A 25,594-nucleotide genomic window follows, 5' to 3' on the forward strand; every position below is an offset into this window, starting at 1 on the left:
GCTGCGCCGATACACCAAATGTGGATCAACGGAAAGCGTGCAATTGCCCGGTTTTGCTGACCACGTAAAGCGTCTGACCCGCCACAACAGGATGCGACGCAGCACCTCCATCAATCTCGACCGTACCAACCAGCGTGCCAGAGGCCGGATCGAACTGCCGGATCAGCCCGTCAGAGGATGCCACAATCAGGCGCCCGCCCGCCAGAACCGGCCCGTAATGCCCGACGACACGTTTCTGCCGCGCGCTGCGTTCCTCGGTCAGGGCCGGCAGTGCGATGCGCCAGACGGGGTTACCGCTGGCTGCATCCAGCCGCATCAGCTGGTTGAGGTCATTGATCAGGAAAACCGCATTTCCCACAGGCCAGACCGGGCTGATTGCCCCTTCGCTGGCCGTCCAGAGCCGGTCACCGTTGAAAATGTCAAAGGCCGCAAGCCGACCGCCGAAATTGCCCACATAAACGCGGTTGCCATCAATCACCGGATCACTGGCGATGTCCGTCACAAGGGCTGCTGCCCGCCCCAGCCGGTCACCGCTGACCACACTGGACCAACGCCGCAAGCCGCCTTCGGGGAATGTTGCGATCACTTCACCGGACGGAAACGGGAAAATGGCTATATCATTATTGACCGCCGGGGCTGCCCCGCTGCCGAAATTCGCGGTTGAGGGGTTGCTGTTGACCTGCCAGCGAATGCGTCCGGTGGATGTCTCCAGCGCCCATGCGGTGCTGTCGCGGGCCACAACATACACCAGATTACCACGGATCGTCGGCGGTGACATGGCAGGCGCGTCAAGGTCCTGTACCCAGTTCACCCGGCCCGTGGCGGTATCAAGCGCGGATATCTCGCCAAAGCCGGTTGTCACATAGACCTGACCGCCAGATACCGACACACCGCCACCAGATGCATCGGTCGGATTATCGCGGCCAGGTGTCAGGTTGCGGGTCCAGATCGTCTGCCCAGCGGTCGATGTAGCCGTGACGGTTGCCCGTGCATCGAGCGTGTAAACGACGCCGCCCGCGACCACGGGGTCAGCGGTGATCCGAGCGCGTCGGCTGTCGCCCTCGCCAATTGGCGACACGAACACCGGGGCCAAAGTGCTGCCAAGGGCGGGATGTGTGATCAGGTGATCCGGCCCGCCATTGCGATGGGTCCAGTCCGCGTTTGCGCGGGCTGCAGGGATACTGACAGGCAACGACTGGTTCACAAAAGCAGGGCTTTCCCGCAGATCAAAGCGCTCGCCCGGCAGGATGATGTCTTCTTCGCCGCAGGCCGCAAGCAGGGCAAGGGCCAGACCGGCGCAGATGAGGTTCTTCGCTGTCACGTTCTGTCCTATCGCTTACTCTGTCTCGGGTTCTGGGATCGGCTCGCCCAGCGCCACCATCAGCGTTTGCGCCCGCTCTCGCAAGCCCCGCGTCACGGCCGCATCTTCGACAATGCTGCGCAAGTCGGCGATTGCAGCATCGGTTTCACCCTGTTCCAGCTTGGCATTGGCCATCTGTTCCAGCGCCAGCAGGCGGAAGGGTTGCCCCGGCTGCGCCAGTTGTTCCAGCGTGATCATCCGTGCGGCAGGATCGTCCGAGGGCAGCATCGCAGCCTTGAACGCGGCAAGATCACGGTACATTTCGGGGATGTCGCCATTTGTGATCAACCCTGCCAGTGTCTCGGCCGCTGCATCGATATCACCGGCCTCTTCCTGCGTTGCAGCCGTCAGCAAGGCGGCAACAGCAACAGCGGGCCCCTGTGCATCAACAGCCGCAATGGCATCAGCCCGCGCCGCGAAATCATCCTGGTTGAGCGCATCCAACAACGCATCGCCCGTCGCCTCAGCCGCGGCCCTTGTCTGCGCCTTGCGGTATTCGTTCCAGGCAGCGCCACCGACGATCAGCAAAACAGCCAGCACAGCGATCCAGCCGTAGCGGCGCAGATATCCGTACAGTTTGTCGCGCTGAACTTCTTCTGCGACTTCGTCTAGAAAACTGTCCGAGTTGCTCAATGCGGCCCCCATTCATCGCCATGCGCGAAATGCTGTTTGCGCGTTCATATCGTGAAGCCTGCGGGATGAACAAGACCTGTCTGGGTGCCGCAAGGTCACGTTCTTGCGGCGATGCAGAAATCCAGTCTTGCAGGAAAGTATTTCAATCGCTAAAGTGAACTGAATGGTTTAGTTCGATTTGTGATCCAAAAACGTGGTTGCATCGTATGAAACAACATCTATGTAAAAACCCATCACATTGGGATGCGGTCATCCAAGGGGCTACGTCATGAAGATCATTTCGATCATCACCGCCATTATCGTTTGCGGCGTTTTGTATCTGTTTGTTTTCGAGCGTGACCGCCTCACTGACTTTGCGCAGGCCTCGCCACTTGCAGGAGATGAAGCCCCCATCGAAACGGCAGAAGTTGCTGAAGAAGAAACACCTGCTGAGACAGTGTCAGGTGGTGTGGGCGTGGTCGCAATTCGTTCGGTTGCGCAAACGATCGACAGCGCCGTTATTCTGCGTGGCCGGACCGAAGCGGCGCGTCAGGTCACTGTTGCCGCGGAAACATCTGGTCTGGTCGTGTCTGAACCATTGCGCAAAGGCACCTTTGTGGAGCAGGGCGATGAACTATGCCGTCTTGACCCCGGCGCGCGGCAGGCATCACTGGCCGAAGCCCGCGCCCGCCTGACAGAAGCCGAAGGGCGCGTGCCAGAGGCGCAGGCGTCGGTCGCCGAGGCGAATGCCCGTGTCCGCGAGGCTGAAATCAACCTTAACGCTGCCCAGCAACTATCGCAGGATGGCTTTGCCTCTGAAACCCGCCTTGTGAGCGCGCAGGCCGCGATGGACGGTGCCAGGGCCGGTGTGCAACGCGCCAATTCCGGCGTGAAATCGGCCGAAGCCGGGATCGAGGCGGCCGAGGCGGCAGTGGAATCCGCCGAGCGCGAAATCGACCGCCTGACGATCCGTGCGCCATTCGCGGGGCTGCTCGAAACCGATACGGCTGAATTGGGGTCGCTGATGCAGCCCGGCGCGCTCTGCGCGACTGTGATCCAGCTCAACCCGATCAAGCTTGTGGGCTTTGTCCCCGAGGCGGATGTGTCCAAGATCAGCGTTGGCGCGTTGGCTGGTGCCCGCCTTGTATCGGGGGCCGAGGTGCAGGGGCGGGTGACATTCCTGTCCCGTAGCGCCGATGAAACGACCCGCACCTTCCAAGTGGAAGTTGAGGTCGCCAATGATGATATGACGATCAGCGATGGTCAAACTGCTGAAATTTTGGTCGCCTCCGAAGGGCGCACCGCCCATTTGTTGGCGCAATCCACCCTGACATTGGACGATGACGGGGTTTTGGGTGTACGCACTATCAATGCAGATAACATCGCGACCTTCATGCCGGTCACGCTGCTGCGCGACACCGCCGAAGGTGTCTGGGTGACAGACCTGCCGGACGAGGTCGATGTCATCACGGTCGGTCAGGAGTTCGTCACGGACGGTGTGCTTGTGGCGCCGACATTTGCGGAGGCAAAAGGATGACTGGACTCGTCGATTGGGCCGCATCACGCGCCCGTATGGTTCTGGCGTTTATCGCCCTGTCGCTCTTGGCGGGCGGGTTTGCCTATGTCGGCCTGCCGAAAGAGGGCGAGCCTGACATTGAAATTCCGGCGATCTTTGTTTCTGTCCCTTTCCCCGGCATTTCGGCGGAAGACAGCGAGACCTTGCTGGTCAAGCCGATGGAGACCGAGCTGTCCGATCTGGACGGGCTGAAAACAATGTCCGCCACCGCCGCCGAAGGTTATGCAGGCGTTGCGCTGGAATTCGAATTCGGCTGGGACAAAACCAAGATATTGGCCGATATCCGCTCTGCCATGAACAACGCAGAGGCGCAGTTTCCCGCCGGAGCCGACCAGTATTCAATTAACGAGATCAACTTTTCGGAATTCCCGATCATCATCGTGAACCTGACCGGTCAGGTGCCTGAACGTACGCTGATCCGCATCGCCAAAGACCTGCAGGAACGGATCGAAGGGCTTGATGCGGTGCTAGAAGCGGGTCTTGCAGGGACGCGGGATGAAATGCTTGAGGTCGTCATCGACCCGCTGCGGCTGGAAGCCTATGACGTTACCGCCGGTGAATTGATCAATGTTGTAACAAACAACAACCTGCTGATTGCGGCAGGCGAGGTCGAAACCGATCAGGGTACATTTGCCGTCAAGATCCCGTCATCCTTTGACGAGGCTCAGGATATCTACAACCTGCCTGTCAAAACCAATGGTGACAGGGTCATCACACTTGGCGATTTGGCCACCATCCGGCTGACGTTTGAAGACCGCGCTGGCACAGCCCGCTTTAACGGCGTCAATACGGTGGCGCTACAAGTGGTCAAGCGCAAGGGGTTCAACCTGATCGACACGACCGCGCTGGTGAAAGAGGTGGTTGACGCGGAGCGCGCCAACTGGTCGCCTGAATTGCAGGCGGCTGTCGAGGTCGGCACATCAAATGACCAATCACGCAACGTGGCCTCCATGGTCAGCCAATTGGAGGGGTCAGTTCTGACGGCCATCGCATTGGTGATGATCGTCGTTCTGGCGGCACTCGGGACCCGCCCTGCCCTATTGGTGGGTTTTGCCATTCCGACATCGTTCCTGTTGTGCTTTGCCTTGCTGGCAGTGATGGGCATTACGATCTCGAACATCGTGATGTTCGGGCTGATCCTCGCTGTGGGTATGCTGGTTGATGGCGCTATCGTCGTCGTCGAATACGCCGATAAACGCATTCGCGAAGGCACCGGGCCCATGCACGCCTATGTCGAAGCCGCCAAGCGGATGTTCTGGCCGATCATTTCATCTACGGCCACAACGCTTTGTGCGTTCCTGCCTATGCTGTTCTGGCCCGGCGTGCCCGGGCAGTTCATGGGCATGCTTCCTGTCACTCTCATCTTCGTGCTGTGTGCTTCGCTGGTCGTAGCCCTAATCTATCTGCCCGTGATGGGTGGCGTTACTGGCCGGATGAGCCGGCTGTTCGGCAACGCATCCGACGCGCTGCGTGATCGGCTACCCTGGTTTGTCTGCGCGCTTCTGGTGATCCCCGCGATCATGATCGTTTTCACCGGCGCGATGCTGACCCTGAACCCCGGCTATTTGTCAGGCCGCGCCGTGCAGACCGATAGCCTCTGGTCATCGCTGCCGGGTATGGCCTTGTTCCTGGCCGGTGCCATCATCTTGTCGATTACTGTCGGTGCCGCCCGGTTGGAGCGTAAGGCGACCAAAATCAAGGCGGGCTATCGCCGGTCGATTTTCGGCACGTTCATGCATGCGATTGTCGGCAACCCGGTCATGCCGCTGGTTGCGGCGGGCGGCGTGGTTTTCACCGTCTTTTCGATCTTTGGCTACTATGGCGCCAACAATAACGGTGTTGAGTTCTTCGTGGAATCAGAGCCCGAGCAGGCCATCGTTTATGTCCGGGCGCGCGGCAACCTGTCATTGACCGAAAAGGATGAACTGGTCCGCCAGGCTGAAGAGATCGTACTGGCCCATCCCGGCGTGATCACCGCGTTTTCCTTTGCCGGTGATGGCGGACTGAACACAGATGCCAGCGGCGCCAGCACGCCCGTTGACACGATCGGTCAGGTGCAACTGGAAACGATACCATGGGAAGACCGCGCCGGGATCGCCGAACTGGACGGCGATGTTGTGCTTGAAGAAATTCAGACCGCGTTGAACACGATACCCGGAATTGAGACTGAAATCCTCGCGCAAGCGCGTGGTCCTGCTTCGGGCAAACCTGTTCACCTGCGCCTGAAAAGCGACAACTGGGAAGAGCTGCTTGCAGCCACCACCACCGCGCGTGCCCGGTTTGAAACGACCCCTGGTCTGATCACGATTGAGGATTCGCTGCCTCTGCCCGGTATCGACTGGCAGATTGATGTGGACGTGGAAAAAGCGGGCCGGTTTGGTGCCGATGTCGCCTCGGTCGGGGCGATGGTGCAGCTTGTAACGCGCGGCATCCTGCTGGACACGATGCGCGTGGATAGCTCTGACGAAGAGATCGAAATTCGCGTGCGTCTGCCGGAACAGGACCGGGTCCTGTCGACGCTGGACAGCCTGCGGGTGCGCACGAACTCCGGGCTAATCCCCTTGTCGAACTTCACCACCCGGACGCCAGTTGAAAAGCTCGCCCAGATCGACCGTGTGGACCAGAAACGTTATTTCGATGTGAAGGCCGATGTTGGCAGCAATATGTTCAAACTTGTTGCGAACGATGAAACACTTGCCGTGGTGCGGCTGGTGGATGATCTGGCGACCGGTATGGATCGGTACGAAATCGTCAACCTGGAGGGCGAAACCACTGAAGCCGCGTTGGAGGCTTTGGTCGCCGATGGGTCCACATCAGAGGTGCCTGTCAACGCCAACGAACGGATAGAGGCCCTGACGGAGTGGCTGCAAACCAACCCGCTGCCTGGCTCAATTGAATGGGAATGGACCGGCGACCAAGAGGACCAAGCCGAGTCGGGCGCTTTCCTGCAAACCGCCTTTGCGGGGGCGCTGGGTCTGATGTTCATCATCCTGCTGGCACAGTTCAACAGCTTCTATAACTCCGTTCTGGTGCTGCTGGCGGTCGTGATGTCCACCGCCGGGTCGTTGGTGGGCATGCTGGTGATGGGGCAGCCATTTTCGATCATCATGACCGGCACAGGTATCGTGGCGCTGGCCGGGATCGTGGTGAACAACAACATCATCCTGATCGACACCTATCAGGAATACAGCCAATACATGCCAAGGACCGAGGCGATTACACGGACCGCGGAGGATCGTATCCGCCCTGTGCTGCTCACAACCATCACCACGATGGCCGGTCTGGCCCCGATGATGTTCGGCCTCTCGCTCGACTTCATGAATGGGGGTTACTCCATCGACAGCCCGACAGCGCTCTGGTGGAAACAGCTGGCGACTGCCGTTGTCTTTGGCCTTGGCATCGCCACGGTTCTGACGCTGGTCTTCACGCCATCCATGCTGGCGGTGCGTGTCTGGGTCGTGACCTATGCGCAGTGGTTCGCACAGCTGCTGGCCAAACTGTCCATGGGCCGCAGCAGCCGCGCCGCCCGTGACTGGGCCCTGTCCAAGCAGGCAAGCCGAGTGAAGATGCCGGAGTTCATCTGGAACGAGGATGAACAATTGCCGCCGCTGAAACTGACCACACCTTTGCAAGCGGCAGAATAACCTAGGTCTGGACCGCGCCTTCACCGGCGCGGTTCATGATCGCCAGCGTGCGCAGCGCAAGGACAAGCGCCAGCACCGCACAAAGGGCAATCGCCCCGATCATCGGCACCGCTGTCCCGTCAAAGAACAGCCCGGTGATCACCACCATCATCCCGCCAGTGACCATCTGCAACGTCCCGCCCAGCGACGATGCAAGCCCTGCAATATCGCCATGCGGATCAAGCGCCATAACCATGGTCGTGGGAATGATCAGGCCAAGGCAGGCATTCGCCATGAACAGCCCCGCGACGATGACGGGCAGACTGGCAAACCCTGCCAGACCGATCATCAGCAGGCCGAGCGAAAACCCGGCGAAGCCGATCACAGCCCAGCGAATAACCGGCAGAATGCCGAGCTTTTCACCCAGCGGCCCCGCCATTTGCGAGGCGGCAAAAAACCCGATGGCATTGATCGCAAAGGCGATGCTGAAACCCGTCGGGCTGAGCCCGAATTGCCCGGTATAAACGAAAGACGCGCTGGCGATAAACACCATGAAACTGGCAAATCCAAAGCCACCGATAAATGTCAGCCCCATAAAAACCGGGTCGCGCATCAGCACCTTGGTGCCGCGCCAAAGATTGGCGATGTTCACCGGGATGCGATTTGACGCATCCAGAGTCTCGGGAAGTGCAAAAGCGGTCAAAAGCAGGCTGAGCCCTGCGGCCAGACACAAGATCCAGAAGATCAGCCGCCAGTCGCCAATAGCGATCAGTCCGCTGCCTGCCAGCGGCGCCAGCATTGGCGAGACGGAGATGACAAGCATCACCATCGCCATCAGCTTGGTTGCGGCGGTACCCGTATGCATATCCCGGATCACCGCACGCGGCACCACCATCAGAACCGCGCCACCAATGCCCTGCAGTGCCCGAAAGCCGATCAGCGCACCAATCGTCGGCGCCATGGCGCAGCCAATCGACGCCACCACAAAGATCGCGAGGCCGACATAAAGCGGCCGCTTGCGCCCCACCTGATCGGCCCACGGCCCATAGACCAGTTGCGCGATCCCGAAAGCCACAAAATACGAGATCAGCGTCAGTTGAACTGCGGCGACATCCGCCTGCAGGCCGGCCGCAATTGCAGGCATGGCCGGTAGATACATATCAATCGCAAAGGGACCAACAGCAGAGAGTAGCCCCAGAATAAGGGCAGCGCGCAGCATAGACATATCTGAAACCTCGGGAGTTATATGCGTGGAACTTATCGCCGGTTATCAGCGATGACAATTGGTGAGTTTACCCAAGGGCACCGGCCAAGCGAGATACCACCAGCCACGGCAGAATTGCCGCCAATCCCAGAAAGCAAAGGCCCAGTACCGCAAAAACACCGTCGCGCGCCAAAATTCCGATAGCAATCAGCAACACGCCGGCCCCTATGGTGGTTGATGACATGGGCACGAGTTCCAGCGCGGGAATCAAGGCGGCACCGGCTGCACAGATCAGATAAAGTAGTTGGGTCATCGGACGTCTGACAAGAAATGATAGACGTTGCCGCGTCGCCCAATCCAGCCAACCCGCCAATCGCCGCAGAACGGCCACCGCCCTGCTGATCCGCTCTGCCGCCACGGTCCTGTCCTGCAAAAAGCCGGGCAACCACGGATGTGATCGGCCAAAAGCGCCCTGAATTGCGATCAGAAAGATGGCAAGCCCGCAAAAGGACGAAAACAAAGGGATCGCACTTAGCGGTGATACGATCAGCAGCGCCGGGACGGCCAGTGTCGGCGCAAGCGCCGCATGGCCAAATGCCGCCATCAGGTCGCGCGCGGCAACCGGCCCGTCCGCGACGGCGGTCTCAATCGTGTCCACAATGGCGGTGACGGGCTGATCCTGTGGCATGGCTGACTCAGGCGGCTTCCTCGTCCGACTGCCGGTTCCACAGATTGGCATAGCGCCCTTCCTGTGCCAGCAGATCATCATGTTTGCCCTCTTCGACGATCACGCCGTTTTCCAGCACGACGATCCGGTCAGCATCGGCGATGGTCGAAAGTCGGTGGGCGATGGTGATCACGGTCCGCCCCTCGCCCATCGCCTTCAACTCGGCCTGAATTTCCATCTCGGTCTCTGTGTCCAGCGCGCTTGTCGCCTCGTCCAGCAGCAGGATCGGCGGATTTTTCAGCAAGGTACGGGCAATACCGACCCGCTGCTTTTCACCACCCGACAGTTTCAGCCCGCGTTCACCGACCGTGGTCTGATAACCGTCCGGCAGGCTGATGATGAAATCATGGATTTTCGCGGCCTTCGCCGCCGCGACAATATCGTCCTCTGACCCGCCCGGCCGGCCATAGGCGATGTTGTAATGCACCGTATCATTGAACAGGACCGTGTCCTGCGGGACCACCCCGATCTGGGCATGCAGGCTGTCTTGCGTCACATCGCGCACATCCTGCCCGTCAATCAGCAAGGCACCGCCATTGACGTCATAGAACCGGAACAACAGCCGCCCGATGGTCGATTTGCCGGACCCCGACGAACCCACAATGGCAACCGTCTGGCCCGGCGTGACCTCCAGATTGATGCCTTTCAGGATCGGACGCGCCGCATCATAGCCAAACGACACATCACGCAACACAACCCGCCCGCCATTCACCTGCAGTGGCTTGGCGTCCGGCTTGTCCTCCACCTCTGCCGGTTGGCCCAACAGGTCGAACATATCGCCCATATCGATCAGCGCCTGTCGGATTTCGCGGTAGACGGTCCCGAGGAAATTCAGCGGCATCGTGATCTGAATCATGTAGGCGTTGACCATCACGAAATCGCCCACAGTCAGATCGCCGCGCTGCACCCCCATCGCCGCCATGACCATGACTGCGACAAGGCCCCCGGTGATCAGCAGTGATTGCCCGAAATTCAGGAATGCCAGCGAATAATTGGTGCGGATCGCGGCGTTTTCATATTGCGCCATGGCGGCGTCGTAACGATCCGCCTCCCACCGTTCAGCCCCGAAGTACTTGACCGTTTCGAAATTCAGCAGGCTGTCGATGGCCTTCTGGTTGGCGTCGGTGTCCTGATCATTCATTTCCTTGCGGATTTTGACCCGCCATTCGGTGACGCGAAAGGTAAACCAGACATACAAGGCAATGGTCAGAACAACGACCGCCAAGTACCAGACATCAAACAGGAAAAACAAAACAGCCGAGATCATCAGCAGTTCCAGCACCAGCGGCCCCATGCTGAAGAGCAGGAACCGCAACAGGAAATCGACCCCCTTCACCCCTCGCTCGATCACCCGGCTCAATCCGCCAGTTTTGCGCGTGATGTGATAGCGCATGGACAGGCGGTGAATATGTGTGAACGTTTCAAGCGCCAGCATCCGCAACGCACGTTGGCCAACCCGTGTGAACACCACATCGCGTAGCTGCTGAAAACCCACGGTCATCAGCCGCGCCAACCCATAGGCCAGGGTCAGACCCACCGCGCCAAGGCCCAGGATGGTGGCGGCATCGGCGCCTTCGGGCGCAAGCGCATCAACCGCCTGCTTGTAAAAAATCGGCGTGCCCACCGCGATGACCTTGGACAACAAAAGCACCATCAATGCCAGTATGACCCGGCGCTTGACCCATCCCTGCCCGTCCGGCCACAGATACGGCACAACGCGCCGGATGACTGCCCAGCCCTGCACCTTGGCATTGTCGAGATTTGTGGCGGTTTTGGGAAGGCGACGCATCAGGTACTCCGGGGTAACAGCCCTTTTACCTAGGGTGCCGCCCGGCAGATGACCAGCCCTTGCACCGCTATTGCGTCATTTCCGGAATGCGAAATATCTGGCCAGGATAAATCAGGTCAGGATCCTTGATCAGATCGCTGTTGGCCTCGAACACCTCGACATAGAATATGCCCGCACCCAGATTTTCCTCGGCAATGGCCCAAAGGGTCGAACCGGGCTGTACTGTCCGAACGGCCACATCAAACCCGTCGCGCGAAGTCTCTTCGGCAAGCACGGCAGCGACCTCTTCAGCCTCTTCACGCTTGAACGGGGTTTCGATGCGCGACACGACCTCGCCCTCGCTGTCTACTTCGTCGATCCGCAGGGTATAAACGCCGGTATCCACATCTGGCAGGCCGATCTGCCAGTCGCCACCTTCGGTAACGGGTGATGCGGTAACCGGCTGATTATCCAGATAGACCTGCACGGCCCCATCGCCGATTGCCCGACCTGACAATTGCACCTCGCCTGATGGGTCATAGGTGATGGCGTCCAGTGCCACATTGGACTGCACCACCGGGGCGGCAGCGCTTGGGGCGGCCTGCACCACCTTGATGCCGTCTGCATCAGCTTGCAGTACAGTTGGCGGTAATGCTGCGGCGGTTGTGACCCGATCAGCAACCGTTGCCTCAAGCGATCCCGGCTCTGGCGTGCCATTCACCGCGTCATCCTCTACGGCGGCGATTGTGGCGGATGTTTCGGTCCCGGGTGCCTCTGGTGCAGTCGGCGCATCGGCAACCAGTACCTCGGGCCCGGCGATGGGGGCCACGATATAGCTGGTTTCGGAGCTGATGGCGGCACCATCAGGATCAGCCAGCAAGGTCAGGGTTCGCGGCTGATCGGATGGGCCGGCTTGGGGCAACGCGACAAAACTGCCAGAGGCATCGGCTGTGACCCGTTCAATCGCCTCGCCTGACAGCATGATATCGACCACCTGCCCCGGCTCAGCCCGACCCGCGACGACCATGCTGCCGTCAGGTTCGACCCGAAAGGTGTCGAACATCGGCGCGGGCGGCGGCGGTGCAGACGCCTCGGCCGTTTCAGTCGCATCCGATGGCGCGATGTCGACCGCGGGTTCGGGAGCAGCCTGTGTCACGCCCTCCCCGGGCTGCTCTTGCGGCAGAAAAACCAATACGGCAACAGCGATCACGACCGCCGCCAATGCCCCCAGGGCGATACGCCCCGCAGTTGATTTCGTTTGCTCAGCCAAGGCCCGCCCCCTTCAATAAACCGCGATGCTTCGATGCCCAACACATCCGGTTGAGGCAGCATAGCAACCCCGCTATGACCGGTCAAAGCTAAGCGCGTCGTGAAGGGTGCCCCGATGATCAAATCTGTATGTGTTTACTGTGGCTCGCGCGATGGCAATAAAAACAGTTATGCCGCCGCCGCAGAGGCGACGGGCCATATGCTGGCCCGTAACAATTGGCGTCTCGTCTATGGGGCTGGCGATGTCGGCCTGATGGGCCGCGTCGCCAATGCGGTGCAGGCCAAGGGTGGCGCAACCTTTGGTGTCATCCCCACCCATCTGCTTGATTGGGAAGTGGGCAAACGCGATCTGGACAGTTTTGTGGTGACCGAGACGATGCATGAACGCAAGAAGGTCATGTTCATGAACGCCGATGCGGTTGTGGTGCTGCCCGGCGGGGCCGGATCACTGGATGAGTTTTTCGAGGCGCTGACATGGCGGCAATTGGGGCTGCATGCCAAGCCCATTATTTTGCTGAATATCGATGGGTTCTGGGACCCGCTGAAGAACTTGTTGGATCACGTGGTGCGCAGCGGTTTTGCCGGTGATGACATTCTGTCTTTCGTGACAACCGTGCCCGATGTCGTGGCGCTCGAGGCAAAACTGACAGAGGTTCTATGACGCTTCCATCAACGCCGCATAGCGCGCGAGCGAAATGTTCGAACCACATGCAATAATCCCAACATGCCGCCCGGCCAGCTCATCCCGCAGCGGGCCAAGGATCGCCGCCAAAGACGCGGCACAGGCCGGTTCCGCGGTGATCCGTAGATTGGTCTGATAATGCGCCATGGCATGCAGCATCTCGCCATCGTCAATACGCACCACGCGATCCACATGCGCCTGTGCGATCCCAAAGCTCATCGGCATGGCCAAGGGCGAGCCCAGACTGTCGGCAATCGTATCGACCTGCTCCAACCGTAACGGCATGCCCGCCTCAAGGCTGCGATACATACTGTCCGCGCCAAACGGCTCCACGCCGATCACCTGTGCGATGGGGTTCGTTTGCTTGATGGCACAAGCCATGCCGCTGATCAGCCCGCCACCGCCAACGGGGATAACGAACGTATCAATATCCGGTGCTTGTGATTGATATTCCTGACCACAAGTTGCCGCCCCCAGGATCATATGCGCGGCCTCAAACGGGTGCATCATGACCCGGCCACCCTCCGCCGCTGTGTTCATCGCTGTAAAGGCACCAGCCATATCATCGTAAAGCTGCACTGTTGCGCCCAGCGCCTCGCATCCTGCAATCCGTTCCGGGTCGGTCGCGCGGGGCATGGTGATCAGCGCGTCGACTCCAGCCTGTCGCGCCGCCCATGCGACGGCCAACGCATGGTTCCCGCCACTCGCCGCAACAACACCTGCAGCGCGCTGATCGGCGGTCAGGTTGCGGATACCCAGCAACGCACCCCGCGCTTTGAATGACCCGGTTTGCTGGAACAACTCCAGTTTCAGCGTGACACTGGCGCAATCAGGCAAAATCCGTTCCCACCGACTGGCAGACAACGGCAGGACGGGTGTTCGGATAATGGCATCCTCGAGTGCTGCGGCAGCGGCAGAGATTTCCGTCAGTGTCGGCCCGACCATATCCATTCTCCACAACAAAAGGCCCGCGAGATGTCCCACGGGCCAATCGCTTTGTCCACCACGGATGAATCAGGTCAGGCTGGCCTTCACGATCTTCTCGATCTCGTCCAGCGGATGGTTGGTCAGCGTTTTAGGTATTTCAGCAGTCACCTTATCGCTGACTTCCTGATGCATCTGATCGCGCAATTCGCCCAGAACCGATGGTGATGCCACAAGAATGATGTCCTCGAAGTTGCCCTTGTGGGCATGACCATAAAGCAGATCGGCTAAATCCGACGCAAACCGATCCTTGGCCAATTCGTGCCAATCGGTGTCATCGAGGGCGGATTTATGGCCGGGTCCGCCATCATTCATGCGGCCGGGGCGATTGGCGGATTGTTCATAATCCGATGGATTGTCCTGCTCTTTTTTGCGCACAACAGTCAGATGAGGATTTTCGTGGTCTGTTTCGTTTTCGAGGAAAAGCGCCTTCTCGCCGTCGGCGACCAACACCCAGGTCTTTGCCTTCAGCTTAGTCATCGTCAGTGCCTTCGGTCGGCGCGATATCTTTATGATCGCCCCGTACCATGCTGGCACCAGTGGCACCATTATGGAAGTCCGCGCCCTTGCCGTGCGCACCCGGCACACGTGTGTTGCCGCCTTCGGCGTCGATCACTTGTTCGGTTTCCTTGCTGGCATCCTTGGAACGTTCGCGGTCTGTCATCGGGTCGCCCTCCATTTTGTTTTTCATTCAAGATATGAACCTGCAAACCGGCGTTCCGTTCCCAATAAAAAAGGCCCGCCGCACCCTGCGACGGACCTTATCACACATTGGCGTCTAGGTCACATGCGGGATGCGACGTTTTCCCAGTTCACCAGATTATCAAGGAAGTTGGTCAGGTATGCTGGCCGCTTGTTGCGGAAATCGATGTAATAGGAATGTTCCCACACATCGCAGCCCAGCAGGGCGGTCTGGCCAAAGCAGACCGGGTTCACGCCGTTTTCGGTCTTGGTGACCTTCAGGCTGCCATCGCTGTCCTTGACCAGCCAGGCCCAGCCGGACCCGAACTGCCCGGCACCGGCGGCGCTGAAATCATCCTTGAACTTGTCGACCGAACCAAAGCTTTCGGTGATCGCTTTTTCCAGTTCACCAGGCATACCGTAATCGCCGGGGCCCATCATTTCCCAGAACTGGTTATGGTTCCACAACTGGCTGATATTGTTGAAGATACCGCTCTGGGCAACAGCGTTCTTGTCATAGGTGCCGACGATAATCTCTTCAAGGGATTTGCCCTCCCACTCGGTGCCTTCAATCGCCTTGTTGCCATTGGTCACATAGGCGTTGTGGTGCAGATCATGGTGATATTCGAGCGTTTCCTTGGACATGCCTTTGCTGGCAAGCGCGTCATGGGCATAGGGAAGATCGGGAAGTTCAAAAGCCATTTCTCATATCTTTCTGAGTTAAGGACGGGGTGAAGTGATACATGTCACAATGCGACCCAAGGTCAAGGCCAGCAAGGAGCTAAACAGATGACTCCAAAAGACGTTGTCAGCGCATTCTGGGATGCTATGGCAACAAATGATTTTGCGGCGGCAAGTCTGTGGCTGGCCCCGGATTTCCAAGGTTTCTGGCCGCAATCGAAAGAACAAATCAAAGGTCGAAATGACTTTGCCGCCATCAACACCGCCTACCCGGCGGCCGCGCGCTGGCAGTTTGATGTACAGGCCATCGTGGCCGAAGGTGACACCGTGGTCACTGACGTGGCGATCACTGATGGCGCCATCAACACCCGGGCGATCACGTTTCACACGGTAAAGGACGGATTGATCACCCATCAGCGCGAATACTGGCCAGACGATTATCCGGCCCCCGCGTGGCGCGCACAGTGGGTCACGGTGTCAGATTAGGTCATCAACCTTCGACAAAGTGTCCGACTGCCCCCGCCTTGGCACTTTCCGCGAGCAGATCAAACGCATACTCCGCCACCGACCGGAAACAGATCACCGCGAACGTATCCTCGTCCCGCATCCAGAAGGCGGCAGCCACCTGCCCCAGCCGCGTGCGCCGGAAATCACCCGGCCCGAACGTGCCAGGGTGCAGATCGGCCGGCGCCAGCTTGGCCATCACCTCGCGGGCGAATGCGCCTTCGACATGGATCAGGGCGCGCGCATCCGATACGTTTTCCGCCAGATAGTGTTTGCTTTTCAGCGCCTTCTCGATCGCCGCCAGCGCATCGCCAACCTCTCCATAAGGCATAAGCAACAGCACCTCGTCCGGTGACATCCAGCACAGACCCTTTTCGCCATCGACATTGGCCTTGCCTTGTTCAGGAAAAGGCACCCCGGTCAGGGATTTGCAGACCGACCGCAGCCCCTTGTCGGACAGATCACCGCGCAAGGTGATCATGCCACGCAACCCGGCCTCGCGGATCGTCACCTCTCCCGGGGCCAGTTTGCCCTGCAATGCGCTGACAGCATCAGACATTCTGCTTCTCCCCGTCCTTGTCGTAAAACACCGGATCAACGATCTTGGCGGCGACGGTTGTGCCATCGACCTTGTTGAACGCGATCACCTCGCCCAAGCGATCCGGGCCATTGCGGACCAGCCCCATGGCGATACCGCGGTCGAGGTTGGCTGAATAATAGGTCGAGGTCACGCGCCCTTGCGTGTTCTTTTGCCCGTTCTCATTGGTGCCATCAGCAATCGCATAGGCCCCGTCAGGCAGGACAGAGCCATCCACCGTCTCAAGCCCCACCAATTTCCAGCGGTTCGGGTCGGCCATATGGCTGCGTTCATGGGCGCGCTTGCCCAGATAATCCTCTTTCTTCTTCGACAGCGCCCATTGCAGGTTCAGGTCCTGCGGGATAACCGTCCCGTCGGTTTCATCACCGATCATAATGAAACCCTTCTCGGCCCGCAGGATATGCAGGCATTCGGTGCCATAGGGCATCACGCCAAACTCCTCTCCCGCGGCTATCAGCGCGTCCCAGAACGCCTGCCCCTGCCCGGCAGGCACGGCGATCTCATAACTCAGCTCGCCCGAGAACGAGATGCGGAAGACCCGCGCGTCGAAATCCCCGATCTTGCCTTCGGCCCACTGCATGAACGGCAGCGCCTCGGCCGATACATCCACCCCGCCCAGCTTGCGCAGCACCTTGCGGGCATTCGGGCCCACAACCGCAATTTGCGCGTGTTGCTCGGTCACATTGGCGACATAGACCTTCCAGTCCCACCATTCGCATTGCAGCCAGTCTTCCATATGGGCGTGGATACGCTCTGCCCCGCCGGTGGTGGTGTGGCAAAGCCACGTATCCTCGGACATGCGCACCACAACGCCATCATCCATCAGGAACCCGTTTTCGGAACACATCAGACCATAGCGGCATTTGCCAACGGGCAGCGTGGACATCATGTTGGTGTACATCATGTCCAGGAACTTGCCCGCATCCGGTCCTTTGACGATCAGTTTGCCAAGGGTCGATGCATCCAACAGGCCCAAGTTTTCGCGGGTGTTCTTCACCTCGCGATTGACCGCGTCATGCACGGTTTCGCCGGGACGAACATAGGCATAGGGCCTGCGCCACTGACCGACCGGTTCATTGTCCGCCCCATTGGTATTGTGCCAATCCGACATCGGCGTCTTGCGCACCGGCTGAAAGATCGGACCACGTGCGGCACCAGCAATCGCCCCCATCGAAATAGGGGTGTAGGGCGGGCGGAACGTCGTCGTACCCACATCCGGAATATCAGCGTTCAGCGACTTGGAAAGCACCGCCAGCCCGTTGATATTGCTCAACTTCCCCTGATCGGTTGCCATGCCCAGCGTTGTATAACGCTTGGCATGTTCGACGCTTTCGAACCCCTCCTGCGCGGCCAGCTGAACGTCCGACACCTTCACATCGTTCTGAAAATCCAGCCAAGCCTTGGCCCGCAGCGCCTGACCAGCCCCTTGCGGCATCAGCCAGACTGGCGAAATCGGCCCTTCTTCCAGATCATGACCCAGCGGGGCCTGTCCGCCCTTTTTCATATGTCCCGCCGCCTTGGCCGCGGCCCGCCCGGCGGCCCAGCCATCACCCACAACCTCGGCCGTGAACAGATGCCCGTTGGCAATACCGGCGGTCGCAACAAAGGGCTGGCCCTTGTCACCGGTCGGCGCGCGTTCGGGATCAGGGCGGAACATCACCTGATCTGCGTCCCAGATCAGCTTGCCCCCGCAATGGGACCACAGATGCACCACCGGCGACCAGCCACCGGACATCGCGACGCAATCGCACGCAATCTCTTCCAGCACAGCACCTTCACCGGCCTGGGTACAGATGCCCACACCAGTCACGCGCTTGCCACCCTTGACCGACGCAATGCCCTTGCCCAATTCCACACGAATACCCAATTCGCGGGCCTGATCGATCAGCGGGCCAGCTGCTTGCGCGCGGGCATCAACGATAGCGGGCACATCCAGCCCCGCCTGTTTGAGCATGATCGCCGTGCGATAGGCATCATCATTATTGGTGACAACCACGGTCCGGTCACCAATCGACACCCCGTAATTCACCACGTAATCGCGCACGGCAGAGGCCAGAAGAACACCGGGGATATCGTTACCGGCAAAGGACAACGGGCGCTCAATCGCCCCCGTCGCGGTCACGATCTGTTTCGCCCGGATGCGCCACAACCGGTGGCGCGGGCCATCCATTTCGGGGGCATGATCGGTCAGCCGCTCATAGGCCAGTGCATAACCATGGTCATACACCCCTGCCCCCATGCAATGGGCGCGGATCGTAACATTCCCCATGTCTTCAATGGCTTGCACGGTGGAATTTATCCATTCCGCGGCGGGCTGGCCATCAATCTCGGGGCTGTCCACAGCGGCCCGGCCACCCCAATGGGCGGTCTGTTCCACCAAAAGAACACGGGCACCACGTTCGCCTGCTGCCTGCGCTGCGGCAAGCCCGGCAATACCGCCGCCCACCACCAGAACATCAACATGCACGTTGAAATGCTCATAGGTATCCGCATCGCGGTCTTTTGGGGCCTTGCCCAGCCCGGCAGACTGGCGAATGAACGGCTCGTAGACATGTTTCCAGAACGGGCGCGGATACATGAACATCTTGTAATAGAACCCCGCCGGCAGGAACCGGGACAGGGCCGCATTGATCGCGCCCACATCGAATTCCAGACTGGGCCAATGGTTTTGCGACGTAGCGGTTAGCCCCTCGAACAGTTCAGTCGTTGTGATGCGTTGGTTCGGCTCGAACGTGCCGCCCTTGCCCATGTTGACCAGACCGTTGGGTTCTTCGGCCCCGCTGGCCACAACGCCGCGGGGGCGATGATACTTGAACGACCGGCCAACCAGCATCTGGTCATTGGCCAGCAAGGCCGAGGCAAGGCTATCACCTTCGAACCCCTGAAGGTGCTTGCCATTAAATGTAAACGATACGGCGTTGTTTTTGTTCACCAAACGGCCCTGATTTGCCAGACGGGTGCTCATGAAAAGTTCCCCCAGGTCCAACCGGGCCGCTTGGCGCTGATGGCATCCTTGATATCCTGCGGCGGTTCGGTGGTCTGGGCGCTATAGGTGCCGAACACCTCAAGCGTGCTGGTACACCGGGCCGCCAAGAACCACTTGCCGCAGCCGTAAACATGCCGCCAGCGTTCGAAATGCACACCCTTGGGGTTTTCGCGCATGAACAGATAATCCTCGAACTGCTCATCCGATGATCCGGGGCCGTGGCGCTTCAGATGCGCTTCGCCTCCGGCGTGCAGATCGGTTTCATCCGCGTCGACGCCGCAATAGGGGCAATGCAGGATCAGCATGAGCAGACCTTTATTCTGGAGATATTGCCGACACCCATGACAAAGGCGGACGCATTGCTGCGCCCGCCTTCTGAGTGGCCAAAGTGAGTGGCTTTATTCTGTGCCGGGAACGGCAGGTGCAACCGGTGCAGCTTCTTCAAGCACAGGTGCTGTCTCACTTGCGCCAACGGCAGCCGGATCGGTTGTCGTTTCGACCGAACCGCCCGCAAAAAGCGCATAAAGCAGGACCAGCACGACAATGACTGCGGCAACGATGAAACCGATGCCGCCTGTGCTGCTGGTCTTCGATTGTGTGTAGTCAACCATGGTGGATCCTCCATTTCTGGTGATCCCATAAAGACACATATGCCAAAAATAGAAACATGGGCGGAATTCCCCCGTTCATTTCGGCCATTCATGGCCAAATCCGCCGATTGCCATGGGCTAACCTTTGCCGGGGTCGATTTCATAAAATGCATTGTTATTTTGAGGCCATGGAATTGTTGTTGATCATCGCAGGGGGTATCCTGTCGACCGCCATCATCTTCATGATGATCGAATGGGCGCGTGGTGATGTTATGAGTGACGATGAATTCGATCACTTTGACCATCCCCGCTATGACGATCCCATGGGTCGCGACGCAAAGGACTGAGGTCCATTCAGGCCGCCAAGGCGCCAAACCAGAAATCACTGACGATTGGGGTGCCATCAATGCGCCACCCCGGCGGCAACGCTTTCGTCGATAAATTTGCCCTCGCGGAATCGGAACATGCTGAATTCATCCGTCAGCGGCGACTGGCCTTTCGCCATCAGTTCGGCCATCGCCCAGCCTGACCCGGGGATCGCCTTGAACCCGCCGGTACCCCAACCGCAATTCACGAACACACCCTCAACCGGGGTTTTTGACAGGATCGGTGACCGGTCGCCGGTCACATCCACGATCCCACCCCATTGCCGCAGCATCTTGAGCCGGGAAATCATCGGGAACGTCTCGACCAGAGCACGCACAGTTTCCTCGATATGATGAAACGACCCGCGCTGGGTATAGTTGTTATAGCCGTCCGTGCCGCCACCGATCACCATCTCGCCCTTGTCGGATTGGGACATGTAGCCATGTACGGTGTTGGCCATCACGACAACATCCATGCAAGGCTTGATCGGCTCTGACACCAACGCCTGCAAGGCCACGCTTTCGATCGGCAGCCGGAAACCGGCCATCTTGGCCAGAACACCGGAATGGCCCGCCACCACCATACCCAGCTTGTCACAATCAATCGGCCCTTTGGAGGTGTCCACGCCCACGACCTTGCCGCCCTCCTGCCGGACGGCAGTCACCTCACACTGTTGGATCACATCCATGCCCATATCAGAACAGGCACGGGCATAACCCCAAGCCACCGCATCATGGCGGGCGGTCCCGCCCCGTTCCTGCCAAAGCCCGCCAAGGACCGGATAGCGCGGCCCGTCGATATTCATGATCGGGCACAATTCCTTGACGCGGTCCGGACCGATCCATTCGGTCCGGACCCCCTGCAGCGCGTTGGCTTGCGCGGTCCGCTGGTAGCCGCGCACCTCGTGCTGGGTCTGGGCCAGCATGATCACCCCGCGCGGGCTGAACATGATGTTGTAATTCAGGTCCTGGCTGAGGGTCTCGTACAGGCTACGGGACTTCTCATAGATCGCTGCCGACGGGTCCTGCAGATAGTTGGAGCGGATGATGGTCGTGTTCCGGCCGGTATTTCCTCCGCCAAGCCAACCCTTTTCAAGGATCGCCACATTGGTGATCCCGAAATTCTTGCCCAGATAATAGGCCGTCGCCAACCCATGCCCGCCAGCACCGACGATGATCACATCGTATTTCTTTTTCGGTTCGCGCTTGGCCCAGGCCCGTTCCCACCCGGTGTGATGGCGCAGCGCCTCGCGAGCGATGGCAAAGGCAGAATAACGTTTCATCGGTTCCAAGAATCCCTGACTGGCCTGTGGCTGCGCCTAGCATCTTATCTGGACCCTTCGGATCGCCAAGAGGATACTGCCAGCGGCGTCTGGGTCACATTTTACGACATGGGCGGGCGGATGGAATTGGCACCGTGTCGCAGGGGGTTTTCAGTGGTTGCCAGCCCGGGTAAGCCATAGACGACCGGCAAAATGGTGGTGAATGACTTGCGCAGCTTCTTAAACTTTCTGATTGAAAATCAGGAATACGCTTTCTGGCCGATTTGTGCGTTGCTTAGTTTTGTTGTGGCGGCCATCATTCTGCGCCCATTGCTACGCTCTGCGGCCGCGCCTGAAGAAAACCCGGACATCGCCGTTTACCGGGCGCAATTGGCCGAAATCGACAGCGACCTCGAACGCGAATTGCTGGACCCGGATGAAGCAGAGCGCGCCCGCACCGAAGTGGCCCGCCGGTTGCTGGCCGCCAACAAGGCGGCGGTCGCCCCTACCGGCAAGGCCCGTCCTGCCCGTGCGCTTTCTCTGATTTTGGCCGTGATCGTCGCAGGCCTGAGCTTTGGGATTTATCTGCAACTGGGCGCTCCCGGTTACGGGGATTTGCCTTTGCGGGCCCGGCTGGAGGCAAGTGCAGAAATGCGGGCTAACCGCCCCGCGCAGGCGGCGTTAGAGGCTGCTGCCCCCGCCCCGCCCCCGGTGGACGCGCCAGAGGATTATCTGACGGCCATCGAACAACTTCGCGTTATTGCCCCAACCCGCCCCGATGACCTGCAAGCCTGGGAGTTGCTGGCGTTTCACGAGGCGGAATTGCGCAACTACGCGGACGCGGCGGTCGCACAGCGCAAGGTGATTGAGTTGAAGGGCGCGGATGCCACACTCGATGACAGCCGCCGTTTGCTGGACCTGATGGTTGTCGCTGCCGGTGGGTTTGTGTCGCCAGAGGCCGAGGTGCTGATCCGCGATATGCTGGGCCGCGATGAAGGCAATATCGCGGCCCGCTATTATCTTGGCGCGCTTTACAACCAGACGGACCGCCCTGATTTCGCTTACCGTATCTGGCGCGAGATCGTGGAGAACGGCGATGCCCGGCAGTTTCACGTGGCCTCTGCCCGCGCGCAAATCGAGGATGCAGCGTTTCGCGCAGGCGTCGAATATGCGCTGCCAGAGGAACGGGGTCCGTCCTTTGAAGATATGGATGCCGCATCCGAGATGTCACCCGAAGACCGTGCGGCCATGATCGGCGGCATGGTGGCTGGCCTTGCCAACAGGCTGGCGACCGAGGGCGGCCCGGCAGAGGATTGGGCACGGTTGATCCGTGCCTATGGCGTGCTGGGCGATCAGGACGCCGCACGCACGGTGTGGAACGAAGCCCAGCAGGTGTTTGTCAGCAGTATGCGCGGCATGGAAATCCTGACCAATGCCGCGCGCGATGCGGGCGTGCTGGAATGATCTGCGACACGGCCGAGGATTTTGCGGCACAGCTTCCGGATTTCGGGGCGATCGCAGGGCTCGATCTGGGGACCGTCACCATCGGCGTGGCCGTGTCTGACAGCATGCGGTCGATTGCAACGCCGCTGACCACCATCAAACGCAAGAAATTTGGGCTGGATGCGGCTGCCCTGCTAGAATTGACGACGGCGCGGTTGATCAAGGGGTTGGTACTGGGATTGCCGATGAATATGGACGGGTCCGAAGGGCCGCGCTGCCAGGCAACCCGCGCATTCGCACGCAATCTGGAGAAACTGACGCCGCTGCCAATCATCTTTTGGGATGAACGTTTGTCGACCGTGGCCGCCGAACGCGCCCTGCTTGAGGCGGATACGTCGCGAAAACGTCGCGGAGAGGTTATTGATCATGTGGCGGCAGGGTATATCCTGCAAGGCATGCTGGACCGTCTGGCGCATATGAAGGGCACATTGTGACAAAACCTGAAAACACAGATCACATCTGGGCACGCGCCGAGATTGAAAGCCCTTGCATCAAGGTTTGCGTGGTCCATCCGGAAAGCCGACTATGCACGGGCTGTCTGCGCAGCATTGATGAAATCGGCGCATGGTCACGGATGACGCCGGAGGCGCGACAGGCGGTCATGGCCGAACTGCCGGGCCGGGCGGGCAAGATCACCAAGCGGCGCGGTGGACGGGCCGCACGGCTGAAATAGTCGCGGGTCGCACCGACACGCATCACCAACTCAGTTTCAACGGCGCTTTCGGCCATCCATAGGCAATGCAGCGCTCAGCGCTTATTGATCGTCTGGGAAAGACCACCGCAAGTCGTCATGATGATGACAGATATCGCGGAGGTTGAATGATGACATCTGCAGCGACTACCGATTTTGGTCACTTTGACCGGCGGACGCTTATCGTCTTTTTGAGTATTGATCTGGCCTTGATCGCCGTCAGCATCAGTTTCGGGCTGATGATTGTGATGGACCGCGTGACAGTCTGGCCTGATCTGTTCAACGTCGCCCGCGATTGGAGCCTGGGTGAGATGTTCAACTACCTCAAATGGCTGCTGCTGATCGTCATATTGTTCCGATCCTATCTGCAGGACAGATTGCTGTTGCTGTTGATGATGTGCCTGTTTTTGTTGCTGGTGCTCGGTGACGACATGCTGCTGCTGCACGAGCGCGGTGGGCCAATCTTGGTCGTATGGACAAGCCTGCACAAAACGATTGGCCCAATGGCGTTTCAGATTGGTGAACTGGCAATCTGGGCACTGTTGGGGGCCGTGGGCGCCGTGTTTCTTTACATCGGTTGGCGGGCTGCTGACCAGAGCTTGCGGCGCAAGGTCAAGCCGATGGCGTGGCTTTTTGGTGGGGTGATTTTCTGCGCTGTTGTGCTGGATGTCGTACATGGGCTGATGCCGGACAACACCGTGCTTGGCGGGGTTTTCCTGATCCTCGAGGATGGGGGCGAGATGCTGTTTATCAGCGCCATGCTTAGCTATGCGGTCGGGACGTTTGGCAAGGTGGCAAGTCACCGGCCAGCCTACCGCAACGCCTGAAACTCTTTACGTTTTTGGGAACACAAAACACCGGTCCCGCCGGAACATGATCCACAGCGGCGTGCCCGGTGTCGGCAGAAAAACGGTCGGCACCGTGGCGCGCAGGATCGACCCATCAAAATCCATCTTGAACTCGACGAGGCTGAGCGCGCCCATGAACCGCGATCGCTGGACGATGCCGCGTGCGGGCGTGCCATCTTGCGGTGTGGGGTTTGGCCCACGCCCCTGCCGGTCAAAGTCGATTTTCAAATGTTGGGGACGGATCACGATATCAACCTCGGTCCCATCCGGCACGCCGGGAGCAAGGAACTGACCAAAGGGCGTATCGGTCAAAGCGCCTTCAACTTTACCGTTGATTACATTGATATCGCTAAAGAAAGCAGCCGACTTCAGATCTTTTGGTGCATTATAGATATTGTACGGCGCGCCGCGCTGCACGATCCGGCCATCGCGCATCAGCGCGATTTCATCGGCCATGCGCATCGCCTCGCCCGGCTCATGGGTCACCAGCAGAACCGCCGTACCTTCGCTCTTGAGGATCTCCAGCGTTTCGTCGCGGATATCATCACGCAGCCGGTCATCAAGGCCGGAAAACGGCTCATCCATCAGCATGATACGCGGCTTGGGGGCGAGCGCCCGCGCCAATGCCACCCGCTGCTGTTCACCCCCTGACAATTCATGCGGATATTCATCGATGAACCGGGCCATCCCCACCTTGTCCAGCAAGGACTTGACCCGCGCCGCACTGTCACGCTTCTTCAGCCCGAACGCCACGTTCTGCCCCACCGTCAGATGTGGAAACAAGGCAAAATCCTGAAACATCAACCCGATCGACCGCCCCTCTGGCGGGACCCTGTAGATCGTGTCGCAGACCAGTTCACCATCCACATGGATGGTGCCGGTATTCTGCATCTCGACCCCGGCGATGATCCGCAATGTTGTGGACTTGCCGCAACCCGATGGTCCCAAAAGGCAAGTGACCTGACCGGGCATCACCGTCAGGCTCACATCATCCACGACCCGGCGCCCGCCGAAATCCTTGACGATATTCCTGATTTCGAGGCGGGGGGTTTGCATGAAGGGGAAACGATGCCTGACTGA

Annotated in this window: 25 protein-coding genes; 9 read left to right on the forward strand and 16 right to left on the reverse strand. The window is 59.4% G+C overall.

The annotated features are described in order from the left end of the window. Positions 1–25 precede the first annotated feature (25 nt). Together ACFWW2_RS04070 and ACFWW2_RS04075 are read right to left on the reverse strand one after the other, a co-directional pair. Positions 26–1,321 (reverse strand): PQQ-like beta-propeller repeat protein, encoded by a 1,296-nt coding sequence (locus ACFWW2_RS04070; RefSeq protein ID WP_393926420.1) that lies wholly within the window; start codon positions 1,319–1,321, stop codon positions 26–28. Positions 1,322–1,336: 15 nt separating this feature from the next. Continuing rightward, a complete protein-coding gene (locus tag ACFWW2_RS04075) occupies positions 1,337–2,005 on the reverse strand; it encodes a tetratricopeptide repeat protein (protein ID WP_393926422.1) in 669 nt (222 codons plus the stop codon). A 256-nt stretch (positions 2,006–2,261) separates the two neighbouring features. On the opposite strand from ACFWW2_RS04075, the gene ACFWW2_RS04080 reads away from it, so the two are divergent. Both ACFWW2_RS04080 and ACFWW2_RS04085 read left to right on the forward strand, forming a co-directional pair. Next, positions 2,262–3,509, forward strand: coding sequence for an efflux RND transporter periplasmic adaptor subunit (locus ACFWW2_RS04080; RefSeq protein ID WP_393926424.1), 1,248 nt, complete (start codon positions 2,262–2,264; stop codon positions 3,507–3,509). Then, positions 3,506–7,192 carry an efflux RND transporter permease subunit gene (locus ACFWW2_RS04085; RefSeq protein ID WP_393926426.1) on the forward strand — a complete coding sequence of 1,229 codons (3,687 nt, stop codon included), beginning with the start codon at positions 3,506–3,508 and terminating at the stop codon, positions 7,190–7,192. The genes ACFWW2_RS04080 and ACFWW2_RS04085 overlap by 4 nt, the downstream gene beginning before the upstream one ends. A gap of 1 nt (position 7,193) precedes the next feature. Here ACFWW2_RS04085 and ACFWW2_RS04090 read toward each other — a convergent pair whose 3' ends face one another. The 4 genes from ACFWW2_RS04090 to ACFWW2_RS04105 form a co-directional block, all read right to left on the reverse strand. Further along, positions 7,194–8,390 carry a multidrug effflux MFS transporter gene (locus tag ACFWW2_RS04090; protein ID WP_393926577.1) on the reverse strand — a complete coding sequence of 399 codons (1,197 nt, stop codon included), beginning with the start codon at positions 8,388–8,390 and terminating at the stop codon, positions 7,194–7,196. Positions 8,391–8,463: 73 nt separating this feature from the next. After that, on the reverse strand, positions 8,464–9,063 hold the full coding sequence (locus ACFWW2_RS04095; protein ID WP_393926427.1) for an exopolysaccharide biosynthesis protein: 600 nt from the start codon (positions 9,061–9,063) through the stop codon (positions 8,464–8,466). 7 nt (positions 9,064–9,070) lie between these two features. Then, positions 9,071–10,891 (reverse strand): ABCB family ABC transporter ATP-binding protein/permease, encoded by a 1,821-nt coding sequence (locus ACFWW2_RS04100; RefSeq protein ID WP_393926429.1) that lies wholly within the window; start codon positions 10,889–10,891, stop codon positions 9,071–9,073. 67 nt (positions 10,892–10,958) lie between these two features. Next, a complete protein-coding gene (locus ACFWW2_RS04105; protein ID WP_393926431.1) occupies positions 10,959–12,140 on the reverse strand; it encodes a LysM peptidoglycan-binding domain-containing protein in 1,182 nt (393 codons plus the stop codon). A 114-nt stretch (positions 12,141–12,254) separates the two neighbouring features. On the opposite strand from ACFWW2_RS04105, the gene ACFWW2_RS04110 reads away from it, so the two are divergent. Then, positions 12,255–12,800: a TIGR00730 family Rossman fold protein gene (locus tag ACFWW2_RS04110; protein ID WP_393926432.1), complete on the forward strand. Its 546-nt coding sequence runs from the start codon at positions 12,255–12,257 to the stop codon at positions 12,798–12,800. Here the strand turns inward: ACFWW2_RS04110 and ACFWW2_RS04115 are convergent. From ACFWW2_RS04115 to ACFWW2_RS04130, 4 genes are all read right to left on the reverse strand, one after another. Next, positions 12,795–13,766: a threonine/serine dehydratase gene (locus ACFWW2_RS04115; RefSeq protein WP_393926434.1), complete on the reverse strand. Its 972-nt coding sequence runs from the start codon at positions 13,764–13,766 to the stop codon at positions 12,795–12,797. The genes ACFWW2_RS04110 and ACFWW2_RS04115 overlap by 6 nt on opposite strands. Positions 13,767–13,835: 69 nt before the next feature. Continuing rightward, positions 13,836–14,285, reverse strand: a complete 450-nt coding sequence (locus tag ACFWW2_RS04120) for a host attachment family protein (protein WP_393926436.1) — start codon at positions 14,283–14,285, stop codon at positions 13,836–13,838. Beyond that, positions 14,278–14,496 (reverse strand): hypothetical protein, encoded by a 219-nt coding sequence (locus ACFWW2_RS04125; RefSeq protein WP_393926437.1) that lies wholly within the window; start codon positions 14,494–14,496, stop codon positions 14,278–14,280. The genes ACFWW2_RS04120 and ACFWW2_RS04125 overlap by 8 nt, the downstream gene beginning before the upstream one ends. 92 nt (positions 14,497–14,588) lie before the next feature. Further along, positions 14,589–15,188: a superoxide dismutase gene (locus tag ACFWW2_RS04130; protein WP_393926438.1), complete on the reverse strand. Its 600-nt coding sequence runs from the start codon at positions 15,186–15,188 to the stop codon at positions 14,589–14,591. Between the two features lie 87 nt (positions 15,189–15,275). Between ACFWW2_RS04130 and ACFWW2_RS04135 the strand changes: the two genes are divergently transcribed. Then, positions 15,276–15,653, forward strand: a complete 378-nt coding sequence (locus ACFWW2_RS04135; protein WP_393926440.1) for a nuclear transport factor 2 family protein — start codon at positions 15,276–15,278, stop codon at positions 15,651–15,653. Positions 15,654–15,657: 4 nt separating this feature from the next. On the opposite strand, the gene ACFWW2_RS04140 is transcribed toward ACFWW2_RS04135, so the two are convergent. From ACFWW2_RS04140 to ACFWW2_RS04155, 4 genes are all read right to left on the reverse strand, one after another. Continuing rightward, on the reverse strand, positions 15,658–16,230 hold the full coding sequence (locus tag ACFWW2_RS04140) for a sarcosine oxidase subunit gamma (RefSeq protein WP_393926441.1): 573 nt from the start codon (positions 16,228–16,230) through the stop codon (positions 15,658–15,660). Further along, positions 16,223–19,234, reverse strand: coding sequence for a sarcosine oxidase subunit alpha family protein (locus ACFWW2_RS04145; RefSeq protein WP_393926443.1), 3,012 nt, complete (start codon positions 19,232–19,234; stop codon positions 16,223–16,225). Before ACFWW2_RS04145 ends, ACFWW2_RS04140 begins: the two co-directional genes overlap by 8 nt. Then, positions 19,231–19,560 (reverse strand): sarcosine oxidase subunit delta, encoded by a 330-nt coding sequence (locus ACFWW2_RS04150; RefSeq protein ID WP_393926445.1) that lies wholly within the window; start codon positions 19,558–19,560, stop codon positions 19,231–19,233. Before ACFWW2_RS04150 ends, ACFWW2_RS04145 begins: the two co-directional genes overlap by 4 nt. 93 nt (positions 19,561–19,653) lie before the next feature. Next, positions 19,654–19,866, reverse strand: a complete 213-nt coding sequence (locus tag ACFWW2_RS04155; protein WP_393926447.1) for a hypothetical protein — start codon at positions 19,864–19,866, stop codon at positions 19,654–19,656. Between the two features lie 167 nt (positions 19,867–20,033). Between ACFWW2_RS04155 and ACFWW2_RS04160 the strand changes: the two genes are divergently transcribed. Further along, entirely contained in the window at positions 20,034–20,192 is a 159-nt protein-coding gene (locus ACFWW2_RS04160; protein ID WP_393926449.1) for a hypothetical protein, read from the forward strand. Positions 20,193–20,248: 56 nt separating this feature from the next. Here the strand turns inward: ACFWW2_RS04160 and ACFWW2_RS04165 are convergent, their stop codons facing one another. Beyond that, the gene (locus ACFWW2_RS04165) at positions 20,249–21,493 is read right to left on the reverse strand and encodes a sarcosine oxidase subunit beta family protein (protein ID WP_393926451.1); all 1,245 of its coding nucleotides are present in this window, start codon (positions 21,491–21,493) and stop codon (positions 20,249–20,251) included. A gap of 192 nt (positions 21,494–21,685) precedes the next feature. Here ACFWW2_RS04165 and ccmI point away from each other — a divergent pair, with 192 nt between their 5' ends. From ccmI to ACFWW2_RS04185, 4 genes are all read left to right on the forward strand, one after another. After that, positions 21,686–22,936, forward strand: a complete 1,251-nt coding sequence (ccmI, locus tag ACFWW2_RS04170) for a c-type cytochrome biogenesis protein CcmI (RefSeq protein WP_393926453.1) — start codon at positions 21,686–21,688, stop codon at positions 22,934–22,936. After that, positions 22,933–23,409, forward strand: coding sequence for a Holliday junction resolvase RuvX (ruvX, locus tag ACFWW2_RS04175; RefSeq protein ID WP_393926455.1), 477 nt, complete (start codon positions 22,933–22,935; stop codon positions 23,407–23,409). The genes ccmI and ruvX overlap by 4 nt, the downstream gene beginning before the upstream one ends. After that, positions 23,406–23,648, forward strand: a complete 243-nt coding sequence (locus ACFWW2_RS04180) for a DUF1289 domain-containing protein (RefSeq protein ID WP_393926456.1) — start codon at positions 23,406–23,408, stop codon at positions 23,646–23,648. The genes ruvX and ACFWW2_RS04180 overlap by 4 nt, the downstream gene beginning before the upstream one ends. Positions 23,649–23,794: 146 nt before the next feature. Then, positions 23,795–24,493, forward strand: a complete 699-nt coding sequence (locus ACFWW2_RS04185) for a hypothetical protein (protein ID WP_393926457.1) — start codon at positions 23,795–23,797, stop codon at positions 24,491–24,493. Between the two features lie 6 nt (positions 24,494–24,499). Here the strand turns inward: ACFWW2_RS04185 and ACFWW2_RS04190 are convergent, their stop codons facing one another. Next, positions 24,500–25,570, reverse strand: coding sequence for an ABC transporter ATP-binding protein (locus tag ACFWW2_RS04190; RefSeq protein ID WP_393926459.1), 1,071 nt, complete (start codon positions 25,568–25,570; stop codon positions 24,500–24,502). Positions 25,571–25,594 lie beyond the last annotated feature (24 nt).

It is taken from the genome of Yoonia sp. R2-816 (genome assembly GCF_046762905.1).
Classification (GTDB): domain Bacteria; phylum Pseudomonadota; class Alphaproteobacteria; order Rhodobacterales; family Rhodobacteraceae; genus Yoonia.

Excerpts from the sequence above, each read along its gene's own strand:
- ACFWW2_RS04075 (WP_393926422.1), bottom strand. The coding sequence starts at position 2,005 with ATGGGGGCCGCATTGAGCAACTCGGACAGTTTTCTAGACGAAGTCGCA.
- ACFWW2_RS04080 (WP_393926424.1), top strand. The coding sequence starts at position 2,262 with ATGAAGATCATTTCGATCATCACCGCCATTATCGTTTGCGGCGTTTTG.
- ACFWW2_RS04085 (WP_393926426.1), top strand. The coding sequence starts at position 3,506 with ATGACTGGACTCGTCGATTGGGCCGCATCACGCGCCCGTATGGTTCTG.
- ACFWW2_RS04090 (WP_393926577.1), bottom strand. The coding sequence starts at position 8,390 with ATGCTGCGCGCTGCCCTTATTCTGGGGCTACTCTCTGCTGTTGGTCCC.
- ACFWW2_RS04095 (WP_393926427.1), bottom strand. The coding sequence starts at position 9,063 with ATGCCACAGGATCAGCCCGTCACCGCCATTGTGGACACGATTGAGACC.
- ACFWW2_RS04100 (WP_393926429.1), bottom strand. The coding sequence starts at position 10,891 with ATGCGTCGCCTTCCCAAAACCGCCACAAATCTCGACAATGCCAAGGTG.
- ACFWW2_RS04110 (WP_393926432.1), top strand. The coding sequence starts at position 12,255 with ATGATCAAATCTGTATGTGTTTACTGTGGCTCGCGCGATGGCAATAAA.
- ACFWW2_RS04115 (WP_393926434.1), bottom strand. The coding sequence starts at position 13,766 with ATGGTCGGGCCGACACTGACGGAAATCTCTGCCGCTGCCGCAGCACTC.
- ACFWW2_RS04120 (WP_393926436.1), bottom strand. The coding sequence starts at position 14,285 with ATGACTAAGCTGAAGGCAAAGACCTGGGTGTTGGTCGCCGACGGCGAG.
- ACFWW2_RS04125 (WP_393926437.1), bottom strand. The coding sequence starts at position 14,496 with ATGAAAAACAAAATGGAGGGCGACCCGATGACAGACCGCGAACGTTCC.
- ACFWW2_RS04130 (WP_393926438.1), bottom strand. The coding sequence starts at position 15,188 with ATGGCTTTTGAACTTCCCGATCTTCCCTATGCCCATGACGCGCTTGCC.
- ACFWW2_RS04135 (WP_393926440.1), top strand. The coding sequence starts at position 15,276 with ATGACTCCAAAAGACGTTGTCAGCGCATTCTGGGATGCTATGGCAACA.
- ACFWW2_RS04140 (WP_393926441.1), bottom strand. The coding sequence starts at position 16,230 with ATGTCTGATGCTGTCAGCGCATTGCAGGGCAAACTGGCCCCGGGAGAG.
- ACFWW2_RS04145 (WP_393926443.1), bottom strand. The coding sequence starts at position 19,234 with ATGAGCACCCGTCTGGCAAATCAGGGCCGTTTGGTGAACAAAAACAAC.
- ACFWW2_RS04150 (WP_393926445.1), bottom strand. The coding sequence starts at position 19,560 with ATGCTGATCCTGCATTGCCCCTATTGCGGCGTCGACGCGGATGAAACC.
- ACFWW2_RS04155 (WP_393926447.1), bottom strand. The coding sequence starts at position 19,866 with ATGGTTGACTACACACAATCGAAGACCAGCAGCACAGGCGGCATCGGT.
- ACFWW2_RS04160 (WP_393926449.1), top strand. The coding sequence starts at position 20,034 with ATGGAATTGTTGTTGATCATCGCAGGGGGTATCCTGTCGACCGCCATC.
- ACFWW2_RS04165 (WP_393926451.1), bottom strand. The coding sequence starts at position 21,493 with ATGAAACGTTATTCTGCCTTTGCCATCGCTCGCGAGGCGCTGCGCCAT.
- ccmI (WP_393926453.1), top strand. The coding sequence starts at position 21,686 with ATGGTGGTGAATGACTTGCGCAGCTTCTTAAACTTTCTGATTGAAAAT.
- ruvX (WP_393926455.1), top strand. The coding sequence starts at position 22,933 with ATGATCTGCGACACGGCCGAGGATTTTGCGGCACAGCTTCCGGATTTC.
- ACFWW2_RS04185 (WP_393926457.1), top strand. The coding sequence starts at position 23,795 with ATGATGACATCTGCAGCGACTACCGATTTTGGTCACTTTGACCGGCGG.
- ACFWW2_RS04190 (WP_393926459.1), bottom strand. The coding sequence starts at position 25,570 with ATGCAAACCCCCCGCCTCGAAATCAGGAATATCGTCAAGGATTTCGGC.